This is a genomic window from Salinicola sp. NYA28a (assembly GCF_976982775.1).
Window position 1 is genome coordinate 1062940 of sequence record NZ_OZ334582.1, and the last position, 12337, is coordinate 1075276.

The 12337-nt window shown below is 62.5% G+C and carries 11 protein-coding genes; 9 read left to right on the forward strand and 2 right to left on the reverse strand.

The window, feature by feature from the left end:
- Window positions 1-86: 86 nt before the first annotated feature.
- Window positions 87-743 (reverse strand): histidinol-phosphatase, encoded by a 657-nt coding sequence (locus ACWHY3_RS04900; protein WP_087719220.1) that lies wholly within the window; start codon window positions 741-743, stop codon window positions 87-89.
- A gap of 293 nt (window positions 744-1036) precedes the next feature.
- Here ACWHY3_RS04900 and ACWHY3_RS04905 point away from each other — a divergent pair, with 293 nt between their 5' ends.
- Complete coding sequence (locus ACWHY3_RS04905; RefSeq protein WP_087719308.1) at window positions 1037-1537, forward strand: RNA pyrophosphohydrolase; 501 nt, start codon at window positions 1037-1039, stop codon at window positions 1535-1537.
- A 146-nt stretch (window positions 1538-1683) separates the two neighbouring features.
- Window positions 1684-3945 carry a phosphoenolpyruvate--protein phosphotransferase gene (gene ptsP, locus ACWHY3_RS04910; protein WP_448127713.1) on the forward strand — a complete coding sequence of 754 codons (2262 nt, stop codon included), beginning with the start codon at window positions 1684-1686 and terminating at the stop codon, window positions 3943-3945.
- On the opposite strand, the gene ACWHY3_RS04915 is transcribed toward ptsP, so the two are convergent.
- Window positions 3936-4709 carry an NRDE family protein gene (locus tag ACWHY3_RS04915; protein WP_448127714.1) on the reverse strand — a complete coding sequence of 258 codons (774 nt, stop codon included), beginning with the start codon at window positions 4707-4709 and terminating at the stop codon, window positions 3936-3938. The two genes, ptsP and ACWHY3_RS04915, sit on opposite strands and share 10 nt — an antisense overlap.
- A gap of 268 nt (window positions 4710-4977) precedes the next feature.
- Between ACWHY3_RS04915 and ACWHY3_RS04920 the strand changes: the two genes are divergently transcribed.
- The 7 genes from ACWHY3_RS04920 (at window position 4978) to ACWHY3_RS04950 (ending at window position 12310) form a co-directional block, all read left to right on the forward strand.
- Window positions 4978-5769 (forward strand): sulfite exporter TauE/SafE family protein, encoded by a 792-nt coding sequence (locus tag ACWHY3_RS04920; protein WP_448127715.1) that lies wholly within the window; start codon window positions 4978-4980, stop codon window positions 5767-5769.
- Window positions 5770-5972: 203 nt separating this feature from the next.
- Window positions 5973-6779, forward strand: coding sequence for a prolipoprotein diacylglyceryl transferase (gene lgt, locus ACWHY3_RS04925; RefSeq protein WP_087719224.1), 807 nt, complete (start codon window positions 5973-5975; stop codon window positions 6777-6779).
- Between the two features lie 113 nt (window positions 6780-6892).
- Window positions 6893-7687: a thymidylate synthase gene (locus ACWHY3_RS04930; protein ID WP_448127716.1), complete on the forward strand. Its 795-nt coding sequence runs from the start codon at window positions 6893-6895 to the stop codon at window positions 7685-7687.
- Window positions 7684-8226: a dihydrofolate reductase gene (locus ACWHY3_RS04935; protein WP_448127717.1), complete on the forward strand. Its 543-nt coding sequence runs from the start codon at window positions 7684-7686 to the stop codon at window positions 8224-8226. Before ACWHY3_RS04930 ends, ACWHY3_RS04935 begins: the two co-directional genes overlap by 4 nt.
- A gap of 122 nt (window positions 8227-8348) precedes the next feature.
- Entirely contained in the window at window positions 8349-9272 is a 924-nt protein-coding gene (locus ACWHY3_RS04940) for a ProQ/FINO family protein (RefSeq protein WP_256961231.1), read from the forward strand.
- Window positions 9273-9699: 427 nt separating this feature from the next.
- Window positions 9700-10770, forward strand: a complete 1071-nt coding sequence (locus ACWHY3_RS04945; protein WP_444875468.1) for a porin — start codon at window positions 9700-9702, stop codon at window positions 10768-10770.
- A 427-nt stretch (window positions 10771-11197) separates the two neighbouring features.
- Window positions 11198-12310 (forward strand): extracellular solute-binding protein, encoded by a 1113-nt coding sequence (locus ACWHY3_RS04950; RefSeq protein WP_448127718.1) that lies wholly within the window; start codon window positions 11198-11200, stop codon window positions 12308-12310.
- The last annotated feature ends 27 nt before the right edge of the window (window positions 12311-12337 follow it).

Here is a 12337-nt window from a genome sequence, read left to right on the forward strand (position 1 = left end):
TATAACTTGTCTGCATCATGTCTAGGCCTTTCCGCCGAACCACCGGCTCAGTCCGGCGAGCCACCCGCTCAGGATGGCGCCGATGGCTATCTCAGCGAAAGCACGCGCCAGTTTCGCTCGTTGGCCAGCGCTCTGAGCGCGTCGTCCGGGTCGACCGCCACGGGCGTGGCCACTTCCTCGAGCAGGTAGCGATCGTTGATCGAATCGCTGTAGAACCAGGCGTCGTCCAGCGTCAGGGCGGGTTGATCTTCCAGCCATTGCCGGATCCGCGTGACCTTGCCTTCGCGGTAGCTGGGAACCCCTTCGACGCGACCGGTATAGCGCCCGTTCTCGCGCTCTGGCTCGATGGCGATGAGATCGTCGACCCCCAGACGCTGGGCGATAGGGCCCGTGATGAAGCGGTTGGTGGCGGTGACGATCAGCAGAAAATCCCCGCGCTGACGATGCCAGGCCAGCAGCTCTTCGCCCTGGGGCAGAATGTGGGGCTCGATCTTGCAGGCCATGAACTGTTGATGCCAGGCGTTGAGTTGCTCTTCGCTATGCTCGCTCAACGGTTTCAGCGCCATCGACAGATACGCCATGATGTCCAGCTGGCCGGCTTGATAGTCCCGCAGGTATTGATCGTTGGCGCGACGATAGGCGTCGCCATCCACGGCGCCTTGCTCCACCAGAAATTCGCCCCAGGCATGGTCGCTGTCACAGCTCAGCAGGGTGTTGTCGAGATCGAAGATGGCCAGGCTCAAGGTTGGCTCCCGTTTGCGTACCGCATGTTTTGTGGATCAAGTTGTCGATCAGGAATCTTGTCGCTCGGAGGCATGAGCCCGAGCGCTCGGCAGTATCGCAAACTCCCGCGGATTTGCCCACGCCGGTCGCGCTCGGCTGTCGGCACCGGTCGATCAAGTCTTCGTCACCAACGGTGACAGGATAAGAATCCTTCTTTTCAAGGTTTTATGGCGGGTTGGCTTAAGGCGTATTGATGCCCTTTCTCGCTTTGTGGAAGAATGATGTCAACGACGATTGAGCTAAGGTGAACGCTGTGATAGACGCCGATGGCTTTCGGCCGAACGTTGGCATCATCATTGCCAACTGTGACGGCCAGCTGCTTTGGGCGCGTCGGGCGGGTCAGGAGGCGTGGCAATTTCCGCAGGGAGGTATCAAGGCTTGCGAAACACCGCATCAGGCACTCTTCCGGGAGCTCGAGGAGGAGATCGGGTTGACCTCGAGGGATGTCGATGTGGTGGCCTGTACGCGAGGATGGCTGCGCTACCGTCTCCCCCGACGCATGGTCCGAACGCACTCGAAACCAATCTGTATTGGCCAGAAACAGAAGTGGTTTTTACTGAAGATTCGCTGTCACGACAGTCGGGTTTGTGTCGATAGCACGCCCAAACCGGAATTCGATGGCTGGCGATGGGTAAGTTACTGGTATCCTCTGGGCCAGGTCGTCTCGTTCAAGCGCGAGGTTTACCGGCGCGCGCTACGGGAGCTGGCGCCTGAGTTTCATCGACTGTCACTGGAGGAAATGGCCAGGCTTTAGGGCAAGGCCGCCAACAGATCCATGGGTGCCCGGCGTGCCCCTGATACGGCTTTCGAGGCGCCTGCTTTCGAAGCTCGTATCAGGGGGCCGGCAATGCCCGTCCCGATGCCACGACGAGGAACACCTCGCCCACAAGAAAAAGGCTCATGCTCGATACCCTTCGCCGCATCGTTCAGGAAGTCAACGGCGCCCGTAGCCTGGATGCCGCGCTGGCCACCATGGTGCGCCGCATCCGCAAGGCGATGCGCACCGATGTCTGTTCCATCTATCTGTTCGACCGCGAGCGCGATCGTCTGGTGCTGATGGACACCATCGGTTTGCGAACCCAGGCCGTGGGTATCGTGACGTTGCGTCTGGGCGAAGGCCTTGTCGGCCTGGTCGGTCAGCGGGAGGAGCCGCTGAATCTCGAGGATGCGCCGGGTCATCCGCAGTTTCGTTATTTTGCCGAGACCGGGGAGGAGCGCTTTTCGAGCTTCCTCGGCGTGCCCATCATCCACCAGCGCCGAATGCTAGGCGTGCTGGTGGTTCAGCAGCAGGAAAAACGCCGCTTCGACGAGGGGGACGAGGCCTTTCTGGTCACCATGGCGGCGCAGCTGGCCGGTGTGCTGGCCCACGCGCTGGTATCGGGCACGCTCAACCGCCCCACCGAGCCTGACGGGCAGGCGATGTTTTCCGGCGTGGCGGCATCGCCGGGGATGGCGATCGGCGAGATCGTGGTGATCGCGCCGCCGGCGGACCTGGACAGCGTTCCCGATCTGATACCCACCGACCCGGACGCCGAGGTAGTGCGCCTGCACGCAGCGCTCGCCCACGTTCGCGAGGATATTCGCAAGGCGGGCGCGCGTCTTGCCAGCCGTATCTCCACCCAGGAACTGGCGCTTTTCGATGTCTACCAGCAGATGCTGGGCGATGCCGCGCTGGGCAACGAGGTCGAAAAGCGGATTCGCGAAGGGCAGTGGGCACCGGGGGCGCTTGCCGATGTGGTGCGCCGCCATACCCAATACCTGGAGCGCGTCGACGACGGCTATCTTCGCGAGCGGGCGACGGATATTCGCGATCTTGGCCGCCGAGTGCTGGCGCACCTCCAGGAAGGCAACGAAATGACGCCTTCGACGTACCCGGACAATACCATCCTGGTGGGTGACGAGATCAGTGCGGCAACGCTGGGCGAACTACCCAGAGGGCGTCTGGCCGCGCTGGTGTCGATCCGGGGTTCCAGCAACTCGCATGTCGCGATCCTGGCGCGGGCCATGGGCATCCCGACGGTGCTGGGCATGGTCGATCTTCCGCTGCCCCGAATCAACGGGGCCAAGGCGATTCTCGACGGCCACCGGGGGCGGTTGTTCGTGCGCCCCGAGCCTCAGCTGGCCAAGCGCTACGAGCGCTTGATCAAGGAGGAACGGGCGTTGGCGGAAGTGCTGGAGCACGAACAGCATCTGCCCAGCGAAACCTCCGATGGCCACCAGATGCCGCTGATGGTCAATACTGGGTTGGCGGTCGATGCGGTGGCGCAGCTCAAGCCGCGTGTCAGCGGTGTCGGGCTCTACCGGACGGAAGTACCGTTCATGATGAACGAGCGCTTCCCCAGCGAGCAGGAGCAGACGCGGCTCTATCACGAGCAGCTTTCCAGTTTCGCACCGCTGCCGGTGGTGATGCGTACGCTCGATATCGGCGGCGACAAGGATCTGCCTTACTTCCCCATCAACGAAGCCAACCCGTTCCTCGGCTGGCGGGGGATTCGCGTTACCCTCGATCATCCCGAAGTGCTGATGGTCCAGATGCGCGCCATGCTGATGGCCTCCCGCGAGCTGGATAACCTGCGCATCCTGTTGCCGATGATCACCAGCGTGGACGAGGTCGATACCGCGCTACGGTTGCTGGCGCGTGCCCGGCAGGAGCTCGCCGAGGACGGCATCGAGGTGGCATCGCCCAAGGTGGGCGTGATGATCGAGGTGCCGGCGACGCTCTACCAGCTTTCGGCGCTGGCCGAGCGCGTCGACTTCTTCTCGGTGGGAAGCAACGACCTGACCCAGTACCTGCTGGCGGTCGATCGCAACAATGCGCGTGTGGCCAGTCTCTACGATGCCTGTCATCCGGCGGTGCTCAACGCGCTGGCACGGCTGGCGGAGGAGAGCCAGCGGCTCGGGGTTCCGGCTTCGGTCTGCGGCGAGCTGGCGGGCGATCCCTCCGGCGCGCTGCTGCTGATGGGCATGGGCTTCGATGCGCTGTCGATGAACGCGCCCAGCCTGCCCCGGGTGCGGGCGGCGATCCGGCGCGTCAGTATCGAGGATGCCCGATCGCTGGTGGCGGAGACTCTTTCTCTGCCCACCACGGCGGTGGTCAGGGCGCACCTGCGCCAGCGGATGACGGACTGGCAGATAGGGCACCTGCTGCCGCCTCAGGATTGATCCGGCGCGCTCGCCGATAAGCGTGTCACCTTGCCCATTGGCTCGCCGCCGGGGCCGAATCGCTGCTCTTCCAGCGTCGTGTTCCCGGCGCTGACCGTGACCAGGGTCGTCGCCCGCGTCCCGTACGCCTGCCCCTCGATGAACGGCGGCGACAGGAAACGCTCGCGTTCCCGGCCGATACCGGTGTCTGGCAGCTCGTCGTCCGGCGCCGGGCGAACGTCACGCATGGCCGACCACATCCTGGCTCGCCAGTCCGGCGCGTGCAGCGAGCGCCGCAAGGCGTCGCGGGCACGGACGAGCTTGGGCCAGGGCGTATCCAGCGTGGCGTTGGAGAGCCCGTGCAGACCGGGCGCCACCCGTTGCCAGCGGGTTCCGTGACGGCTGTGGTGCAACGCCCAGAGTCGATCCTCCGCCATGACCAGCAGGTTGAAACCGGCATAGAATTCGGCGCCACCTTCGGCCAGGTTCTCCAGCCACTTCGTCAAATCATCGGTTTCCAGCGCCTGACGTACGAGCTGGCCGCGACTGGGGGCGTCGGGGAGCATCGGTGCCAGGCCGTCTCGTACGTTGGTCAGCGCGGCCACGCGGGCGTGCGTCGCCGCGAGCCAGGTGCCGCCGCCTACCAGATCACGGCCGCCGGTCAGTTCGGCATCCGGCCAACGGTGCAGCGGCTCGGCGGGTCTGGCATGAAACTCGTCGCGATTGGCCGCGAGGCGCAATTTCACCGCGGCCTGGGGCTGCCAGTCGAACACGATCAAGCACATGTGACGGTTTCCTGATGGACAAGGGGGGATTCTGACGAGGAGGCCGTTGCCATGACACGACCCTGGCAGCAGCGTAACATAAGCGCGCTAGCGACCTGCGCGCGACGCTTGCGCCTGAGGGCTAGCCTGCCGATATCCTGCTTCCGATGCCTTGCTTTCTACAGGACCGCTTCATGCCAGTCTTCATCATTCCTGCTATTGCCGCGCCGACGGTAGGCGCGCCGTTTTCCTCAATCGATGAGGCTATCGCATGGATGGAGGGCATTCGATGCTGACCGCCATCGTGATCTACCTGCTGGTCGGCGCCGCTGCCGGCCTGATGGCCGGCGTATTCGGCATCGGTGGCGGCATCGTCATCGTTCCTGCGCTGGTCTTCACCTTTCTGGCGCAAGGTTTCGATCCCGCCGTGGTCGCGCATCTGGCGGTAGGAACGTCGCTGGCGACGATCGTGGTGACCGGCGCGTCCTCGGCCTGGGGTCACTGGCGCCGCGGTAGCGTGCGCCAGGACTGGCTGCGGCTGATGATACCGGGACTCATCGTCGGCGGTATTCTCGGCGTGCTGCTGGCCTCGGCCCTGCCCGGGCATGCGTTGATACGCCTGTTTGGCGTTTTCGCGGTGCTGATGGCACTGAAGATGCTGTTGACGCGCCCGCCGGCGACCCAGGGCCGGGTGCCACGCCAGTGGCCGATGACGCTGGCCGGGGCGGTGATCGGCGGCGTCTCGACCCTGTTCGGCGTCGGAGGCGGCGTCATGTCGGTGCCTTGGCTGTCGCGCTTCACCAGCCGCATGACGGAAGCAGTGGGAACCTCCTCGGCGATCGGCCTGCCGATCGCGCTGATCGGCACCTTGACCAACATCGTCGTGGGGTGGGGCGTGATGACGCTGCCGACGGGGGCGACGGGCTATGTGATGTGGCCGGCGTTTCTCGGCCTGATGGTGACCAGCGTGCCGATGGCCCGGGTCGGGGTCAAAGTCGCCCATGCATTGCCTGCCAGGACGCTGCGACGTATCTTTGCCCTCCTGCTGATCGTGGTAGGGATCAAGCTGATGATCGGCTAAGGAAACACTGCATAAATGTCTGCGCAGGTGAATCGGCTTCGTTGCGCGGTGCTGGAGCGCCAGCCCGGTCGGAATCCTCACATATAACCCATATGCTCCGGTTCCTGCGCTCCGTGCGCCTTGCGACGGAGTGCCGCCCACTTCATCCTGCTCGCCGATTTATTCAGCGTTCCCCCTAACTCTTTCGTAGCCAAGGAGAAAGCATGCTGGCTTACCCCGAGATCGACCCGGTGGCCATTTCGTTGGGCCCGCTCAAGGTGCACTGGTATGGGCTGATGTACGTCATCGGCTTCGTGGGGGCCTGGTGGCTGGGGCGCCGACGCGCCGACCGCCTGGGGCTCAAGCCGGACGATATCGGCGACATGCTGTTCTACGGGGCGCTGGGAGTCGTGCTCGGCGGTCGTATCGGCTATGCGTTGTTCTACGGCCTGGACCGCTTGCTGGAAAACCCGTTGTGGATATTCCAGGTCTGGGACGGCGGCATGAGCTTCCACGGCGGCCTGCTGGGGGTACTGGTGGCGGCGCTGCTGTTCGCGCGCAAGCACGGCCTGGCGTTTTTCCAGCTGACGGACTTCATCGCGCCGCTGGTGCCGATCGGGCTGGGTGCCGGGCGTATCGGCAACTTCATCAATCATGAACTGCCAGGCCGCGTGACCGACGTTCCCTGGGCACTGGTCTTCCCGGGCATGGGCGGGCAGGGGCGTCATCCCTCTTCGCTGTACCAGTTCTTCCTCGAAGGTGTCGTGCTGTTCGGGGTGCTCTGGATCGTCTCCCTGACGCCGCGTCGACGCGGTTTCGTCTCGGGGCTCTTCCTGATCTGCTACGGCGCGTTTCGATTCCTGTCCGAATTCTTTCGTCGTCCGGATCCGCAACTGGGCTTCATTGCCTTCGATTGGCTGACCATGGGCCAGTTGCTGTCGCTGCCGATGATTCTTGCCGGTATCGCGCTGATCGTCTGGTCGCGGCACAATGGGGTCGACGACGCGCGCGAGGATCGAACTGCCCGCTGAGCGGGGCGCGCCGAGTGAGCGAATGCTCCGATCTTCAGCCGTTTCGAATTTGATAAAGTGTTTCGACAGGCTCACCTCTCGCGGTGGGCCTGTCACCGTAAAGGAGCGTGCCCATGCGGCCCTATCTCGACTTGATGCAGCGCGTGCTCGACAGCGGCGTTGAAAAAGCCGATCGCACCGGTGTCGGTACGCTTAGCGTGTTCGGCCATCAGATGCGCTTCGATCTGCGCGAGGGCTTCCCGCTGGTGACCACCAAGAAGCTCCACTTGCGCTCGATCATCCATGAGTTGCTCTGGTTCCTGCGGGGCGATACCAATATCGCCTACCTGCATGAACACAACGTCACCATCTGGGACGAGTGGGCGGATGCCAACGGCGATCTGGGGCCTGTCTACGGTTACCAGTGGCGCAGCTGGCCGGCACCCGATGGCGAGCATATCGATCAGATCGCCAAGGTGGTCGAGCAGATACGCCGTAATCCGGACTCTCGCCGCCATATCGTCTCGGCCTGGAACCCTGCCCTGGTCGACGAGATGGCGTTGCCGCCCTGTCACGCGCTGTTCCAGTTCTATGTCGCCAATGGCGAGCTATCCTGCCAGCTCTATCAGCGCAGCGCGGACATCTTCTTGGGCGTGCCGTTCAATATCGCCAGCTATGCGCTGCTGACCCACATGGTGGCGCAGGTCTGCGGGCTGAAGCCCGGCGAATTCGTGCATACGCTGGGGGATGCCCACCTCTATCTCAATCATCTCGATCAGGCCCGGTTGCAGCTGTCCCGCGAGCCATTGCCGCTGCCGAAGTTGAAGCTCAATCCGGCGGTCGATGACCTGTTCGATTTCCGCTTCGAGGACATCGCGATCGAGGGCTACGAGTCTCACCCATCCATCAAGGCCCCGATCGCCGTATGAACGACGTGAAATCACTGAAGCTGGAAACGCCGGTGGCGATGATCGCGGCGATGTCGCGCAATCGCGTCATCGGCGTGAACAACCGCCTGCCCTGGTATTTGCCCGAAGACCTGAAGCGCTTCAAGTCCCTCACGCTGGGCAAGCCGCTGGTGATGGGGCGCAAGACGTTCGAGTCGATCGGCCGTGCGCTGCCGGGACGGCTCAATATCGTGATAACGCGCGATTCTCACTACCAGCGCGAGGGCATTCGGGTGTGTCACTCGCTGGACGAGGCGCTGCAACTCGCCGATCATCAGGCGTTGATCGACGGCGCGGATGAAATCATGGTGATGGGCGGAGGCGAGATCTACCGGCAGGCGCTGGCGGTTGCCGACAGGCTCCACCTCACCGAGGTGGATGTCGAGGTGGAGGGCGATGCCTTCTTCCCGGACGTCGAGCGTGACCAGTGGGAGGAAGTGGAGCGCATCCCCATGGTGTCGGAGCCGGATCGGCCGAATTATGCTTTCGTCCAATATCGCCGCACGCCTGGGTCTGGCTGAGTCGCCAAAGAAGCCATGCGCCCAAGAGAAATCATGCGCTCGAGCGGGATGGAGTGCCTGTCGTCAGGATGAGCGACGGCGTGTCCCGATGTTGACTGAGAGGACTTGAGAGGAGTTGTGCCGTGTTGACGGATCGAACACAGGCGCTCCTGGCTGCCATCGAGCACCAGGTCGAAGCGGGTCAAGCTGCTTTGGAAGCCGAGAAAGAGCGGTGCCGGGCCCTGGAGGCCGAAAACCGGGCGCTCAAGGAGCGATTGCTTGCCCTGGCGGAACTGGATCCCATGGTGGTCAAGGGACGGGATCATAACGAAGAACCGGATGGCGGAACCCGGACGCGTGGGCTGGGGAACCTGGCATTCCGGCGACCTCGGCCGAAAGAGGGCGAGGCCGCCACCCGCCCGAATCCGGGGCAACCGGTCTCTCCGCTGCAGCGCCTGACTTCGGCGCCGCCACTTGATAGTTCACCTTCCGAGACAGCGCAGCAAGAAGGGGGGCAGGTCGCGGAAGCCGTGGAGACCACTCGCGCTGAGCCTCCGGTTGACGACGCCGCCTCGCTCTCGCCCGATACGCATTTACCCACTTCACCGGATGACCCGGCGCTGGCCGGGGCAGGTCCCGAGCAGCCGCAGGATTCGCTGGCGTTTGGTGCCGAACACGAAGCGCCTTCTCCACATGCATTGCTTGCCCAGTGGTACAAGCGTTATCCCAAGACGTTCTTCAAGGGCCATACGCGGCCGCTGAAAACCGGTATCCATCTCGATCTGTGCGAGGTGGAGCCTTGGCCCGAGAAGCTGGTTCGTCGCGCCCTGGCCTGCTACGTGCATCTGCCGCGCTATCTGAAATCGGTGCGAGAGGGGGCGCGGCGTGTCGACATGGCGGGGGAGGATTGCGAGCTCGTCACGGTCGACGAGGCCAAGCACGCCAAGCGACAGCTGGAAGCCTTGCAGAAGAAACAGAAAGCGCGTGAAACGCAGCAGCGGTCGGAAAAGCTGGATCGCAAGATCGGGGCGCTACTGGCCAAGCACGGGCAACGCCCGCAGGAGTGAACCGGGAGAAGGGTGGAGTCCGGCAAACAGACCGTGTAACGAGCCGTTAAACTTTAGTCTTGATGTGACGGCGAATTGTACGATGTTCTACCGCTTGCACTTGCCTGACCATGGGGTGTCATGGGATTGTCATCGCCCGAGGCTAGGCTGCGAGCGCCCGGTATCCCCGACTGACGCGTGGCATGGAAGGGGAAACGGGAGTTCACGCAGGGAACGAAAACAGTGTTTTTTTCTTGTTGCGTTCCACCAACGTCCGGTATATGGTTTCCGGGCGAGCATTGGACAATAACAAGGCTTCTAAGTTCCGCAGCCGTCATTCGTTCGCGTGACGAAGCTGGTTGAAGGTGCCGAAGCCGACTGCATCTGCAGACACGATCGAACAGTAAGCTAGTTAAAGACGCTCTTAGCGACTGCTATTGCTGGTGCCCTGGGCGCCTCCGCTGCTGCCCAGGCAGCGACTGTCTACAACCAGGACGGCACGCAGCTCGACATCTACGGCAATATCCAGATGGCCTACTACAGCACCAAAGACGGTGACGGCCATTCTGAAGACGAGCTGACCGACAACGGCTCCACTGTCGGTTTCTCCGGCCAGCACATCATCAACCCGGGTCTGACCGGCTACTTCAAGGCCGAGTTCGAGCACAATGCCGATGAAGAGAAAATCAACGGCGGCATCAACTCCGGTGACCAGGCTTACCTGGGTCTGAAAGGCAACTTCGGTGACTTCCGTGTCGGTTCCTGGGATACGCTGATCGACGACTGGGTCCAGGATCCGATCGCCAATAACGAATCCTTCGACACATCTGATTCCACTACTGCTCTGATGGGCGGCAATGACATCAACGATGACCGCGAAGGCGACAAGCTGCAGTACATGTCTCCGGTGCTGGGCGGGTTCCAGTTCGCCGTTGGTAGCCAGTTCAAGGGTGACGCGCAGAGCACCTTCGACGGCGCGGCCTATGATTCCGAATATGAAGTCGATCGCGACAACAATGCCTCCTTCTTCGGCGGTGTGAAGTATGCCGTCGGCGCCTTCTCCGTGGCAGCTGTCTACGACAACTTGGGTACCTACGAAGGCACCATCGAGTCTGCGGATGCTGACGCGGGCGTCGGCGTGGGTGACAGCTTCGATCCGGGCGATGCGTATGGCCTGACCGCGCAGTACACCATCGACACGCTGCGCCTGGCCGCCAAGGCCGAGCGTCTGGATGGCGACGATGACGACAGCGACGTCGACTTCTACGCGCTGGGTGCACGCTGGGGCTACGGCTACGGCGATCTGTACGGCTCCTACCAGTATGTTGATGCCGAAAGCGACTCCGGTTATGCCACCACGTATGGCGATGGCGACGGCGACCAGTCCTTCAACGAAGTCGTGGCTGGTGTCACCTACAACATCTCTCCGGCCATGTACACCTTCGTCGAGGGTGTGGTTCGTGACCGTGAAGACGACCAGGGTGATGGCGTTTCCTTCGGTGCTGTCTACAGCTTCTAAGCTGAATCCGATTCGAGTGGCTGTTTGAGCCACTCTATCGAACGAAGCCGGCCTCAGGGCCGGCTTTTTCGTGGGTGAAAGATTGTCCGTTGACGTTTCGGCACTTGCCGTCGCGGCTCGGCCGCTTTTTAATCGGTTCTTGCCCCTTGCCCCTTGCCCCTTGCCCCTTGCCCCTTGCCCCTTGCCCCTTGCCCCTTGCCCCTTGCCCCTTGCCCCTTGCCCCTTGCCTCTCCGTTCTGGACCTTCGTTCAGATGTCTTTTCCATGACAGGCTGGTAATCTCTTTTTGAGCGGACGTTCAATAACCACGAAATGCCAATACGAAACGTCACGCTGTCGTAACAGGTCTGTCGTATAACAATGTTTTCCGCTAGCCGGTATTTTTGCGAACCCGGGCGGCGGTTCGACAAACAACAGGAGACCTTTCGATGACCCTCTCCCGTCGTCGTTTCTTGCAGGGGGCTGCGGCTGCCGGTGCCGCCGCTTCGGTACCTTTCTATATCAATCGCGCTTTTGCCCAGAATCAGACGCTGCGCATTTACGCCTGGGCGGGTTATTTCACCGACGAAATGCTCGCGGATTTCACCGCCAAGACCGGCATCAAGGCGACCTTCACGCCCTATGGCACCAATGACGAACTGATGAATTCGTTGCGGGCCACCGATGGTTCCGGGTTCGATGTGATCATGCCTACCGTGGACCGTGTGCCTGGCTACCTGGATTATCAGTTGATCCAGCCTCTGGATACGTCGCGTATTCGCTGGGATGGCTGCCTGGATACCGCGATGACGGGCTCGGAAGTCGGCGGCGTGGTCGATGGAAAGCGCTATTTTGCGCCGTCGGACTGGGGCACCGAGGCCATCGCCTACAACACCCGATACACGGATATCGACCGATCCCGATTGAGCTATGGCGATCTGTGGAACCCGGAAATCGGCCCCGGCGTGACCGTACGGGCGCACTCCGCACTGGTCGGCATCGGCCTGTGGCTGGAAGGGCAGGGCAAGCTGCCACGGCCGTTGCTCGATTCGTTCAAGACCGAAGAGGCGATGCGCGCCAATTTCGATGTCATCCTGGGCGAAGCGCTCAAGCACAAGGACATGGTCATCCAGTTCTGGTCGACCGAGAACGAAGCGCAGGGTGCCTTCCGTACCAACGGCGCGCTGATCGGCCAGACGTGGGACAGCACCGCCTTCCGGCTGCAGAGCGAAGGCGAACCCATCGCGTATGGCGCGCCGAAGGAAGGCGCCATGGCGTGGATGGAAGGCTTCGTGATTCCCCAGAATGCGCAGAATGTCGACGCGGTCTACGAGTTGATCAACTGGTACTACACCCCGGAAGCGGGAGCGATGTTCGTCAAGTCGACCGGCTACAACTCCACTGCCGTCGGCGCCGAGGAGTTGCTGCCCGAGGCGACCCGCCAGTTCTTCAGGGATTCCTACACCCAGCAGGACCTGGACAACCTCTGGTGGTGGCTGGTGCAGGACCCGTGGTACGTCGCGTTGCGTAACGAGTATCAGGATCGTTATCTGTCGGCGTAAGCCTCTCTCGCCACGATTCCCCGTGTG

Coding starts and splice junctions, on each gene's coding strand:
- ACWHY3_RS04915 (WP_448127714.1), bottom strand. CDS start 4,709: ATGTGCTTGATCGTGTTCGACTGGCAGCCCCAGGCCGCGGTGAAATTG.
- ptsP (WP_448127713.1), top strand. CDS start 1,684: ATGCTCGATACCCTTCGCCGCATCGTTCAGGAAGTCAACGGCGCCCGT.
- ACWHY3_RS04930 (WP_448127716.1), top strand. CDS start 6,893: ATGCGGCCCTATCTCGACTTGATGCAGCGCGTGCTCGACAGCGGCGTT.
- lgt (WP_087719224.1), top strand. CDS start 5,973: ATGCTGGCTTACCCCGAGATCGACCCGGTGGCCATTTCGTTGGGCCCG.
- ACWHY3_RS04920 (WP_448127715.1), top strand. CDS start 4,978: ATGCTGACCGCCATCGTGATCTACCTGCTGGTCGGCGCCGCTGCCGGC.
- ACWHY3_RS04950 (WP_448127718.1), top strand. CDS start 11,198: ATGACCCTCTCCCGTCGTCGTTTCTTGCAGGGGGCTGCGGCTGCCGGT.
- ACWHY3_RS04935 (WP_448127717.1), top strand. CDS start 7,684: ATGAACGACGTGAAATCACTGAAGCTGGAAACGCCGGTGGCGATGATC.